Annotated in this window: 2 protein-coding genes; both read left to right on the forward strand. The window is 64.4% G+C overall.

Features of this window, described 5'->3' with window-relative positions; genetic code table 11:
* Positions 1-89 precede the first annotated feature (89 nt).
* The gene (locus HU729_RS25470) at positions 90-1,445 is read left to right on the forward strand and encodes a cache domain-containing protein (RefSeq protein WP_186711918.1); all 1,356 of its coding nucleotides are present in this window, start codon (positions 90-92) and stop codon (positions 1,443-1,445) included.
* Positions 1,442-2,074, forward strand: a complete 633-nt coding sequence (locus HU729_RS25475) for a response regulator transcription factor (protein ID WP_063544901.1) — start codon at positions 1,442-1,444, stop codon at positions 2,072-2,074. Before HU729_RS25470 ends, HU729_RS25475 begins: the two co-directional genes overlap by 4 nt.
* Positions 2,075-2,158 lie beyond the last annotated feature (84 nt).

The raw sequence follows: 2,158 nt of genomic DNA on the forward strand, positions 1-2,158 counted from the left end.
AGGGGCGCCACGCTTGTCGTGGCGCCCTTGTCATTTGCCGGGGCCACAGGCGAAGCTGGCGCCGCGCCGCCCCCGCAACCGGAGTGACCATGCAACTCAAGCACAAGATCGTCACGCTCAGTGTCCTGCCGCTGATCGTCTCGGTGCTGTTCATCTGCATCCTGGTGTTCGCCCAGAGCCGCAAGCTCGAGGAGGACCAGGCGCGCCTGGTGGAAAGCAGCATCATGGCGGCGAAGAAGGCCGAGTTGAAGAACTACCTGGGCCTGGCCATGAGCCTGATCGCGCCGTTGTACGACAGCGGCGCCGACGATGACGACACTCGCCAGCGCGCCCTGCAGATCCTGTCGCGGGCCAACTTCGGCCTGGACGGCTACTTCTTCGTCTACGACCGCCACGGCAAGAACCTGATGCACCCGCGCCAGGCCGAACTGGTGGGCAAAGACCTGATCGGCATGACCGACAATAAGGGCCTGCTGGTCATCCAGGCACTGCTCGAGAGCGCCGAACGCGGTGACGGCTACCAGTTGTACGACTGGCAGAAACCCTCCACCGGGCAGTCCACCGGCAAGCTGGCCTATGTGGTGATGCTCGAGCGTTGGGGCTGGATGCTCGGCACCGGCATCTACATCGACGACGTCGAGGTGGCCACGCTCAAGTCGCGCCAGGAGGTGGCCTCCGGCGTACTGACCACGGTGCTGGCCATCGCCTCGTTCTCGCTGCTGGCGGTACTGGTGATCTTTGCCGGTGGGCTGATGCTCAACGTCAGCGAACACCGCCTGGCCGACCGCAAGCTGTCGGCGCTGAACCAGCGTATCGTCGATCTGCAGGAGGAGGAGCGTTCGAGGGTGGCGCGCGAACTGCACGACGGCATCAGCCAGGAACTGGTGTCGATCAAGTTCCAGTTCGAGCTCGCGGCGATGGAGCTCGACAACGGTCGTGCCGGCGGGCTGGACAACCTGCGCAACGGCACCACTCGCCTGGCTTCGGCGATCGGCGAGGTGCGGCGGATTTCCCACGACCTGCGCCCCTCGCTGCTCGACACCCTGGGGCTTTCGCCCGCCATCGACCAGCATGTGCGCGATTTCGAGCAGCGCACCGGCATCCGTACCCAGTACGAGTGCGGGCTGACGGACATCGAGGTGGATGCCGAGCTTTCGCTGACGCTGTTCCGTATCATCCAGGAGGCGCTGGCCAATGTTGACCGCCACGCCAAGGCCAGTGTCGCGATCATTTCCATCTCTGCCCACGACGGGTTGCTGGTACTGCGCGTGGAGGACAACGGCATGGGCTTCGACCCAAGTGCCGCGTACGAAAGCCACGGCATTGGCCTGCGCAACCTGCGCGAGCGGGTCGAGCATCACCGGGGCAGTTTCAGCATTGCGTCGTCTGCCGGACGCACCGAGCTGCAGGTCCAGATACCCATGAACAACCCGAGGCTTGCATGAGCGAGACCACACCAATCCGCATTGCCCTGGTCGACGACCATGTTCTGGTACGCGACGGCGTCAAGGCACTGCTGGGCGCAATTGCCCATTTCCAGGTGGTCGGCCAGGCCGAATCCGGCGCCCAGGCGCTTGAATTGGTGGCCTCGCTGGAGCTGGATATCCTGCTGGTGGATGTTGGCCTGCAGGACATGAACGGCCTGGAGCTGACCCGCCGCCTGTGTGGCTTGTACCCCGGCATCAGGGTGCTGATGCTGAGCATGTACGACAACCAGGAGTATGTGCGCACCTCGATCACGGCGGGGGCGAGGGGCTATGTGCTGAAGAACGCACCCTCCACCGAGCTGATAGCCGCGATCGAGGCGATTGCTGCCGGTGGCAGTTTCTACAGCCCGGAAATTGCCCGCAAGCTGGTCAGCAGCGGCCGCGACGAGAACGACCTGACCCCGCGCGAGCTGCAGGTGCTGGCGATGATCGCCAGGGGTAGCAACAACAAGGAGATGGCCCGGGAGCTGGGCATCAGCGTGCGCACGGTGGAGACTTTCAGGCTGAGCATCCGGCGCAAGCTGAATATCGATACCCCAGCAGCACTGGTGAAGTACGCGCTGGAGCATGGGCTGGTGACGCTCTGAGGCAGCGCTGCGCCATGGACTATGGCTCTGCGGCAAAGCCGATGCTCCGCCGCAGTGTGCTTTTCGCGGGCAAGCCCGCTCCTA

The organism is Pseudomonas sp. RW10S2 (assembly GCF_014268985.1).
Classification (GTDB): Bacteria; Pseudomonadota; Gammaproteobacteria; order Pseudomonadales; family Pseudomonadaceae; genus Aquipseudomonas; species Aquipseudomonas wayambapalatensis.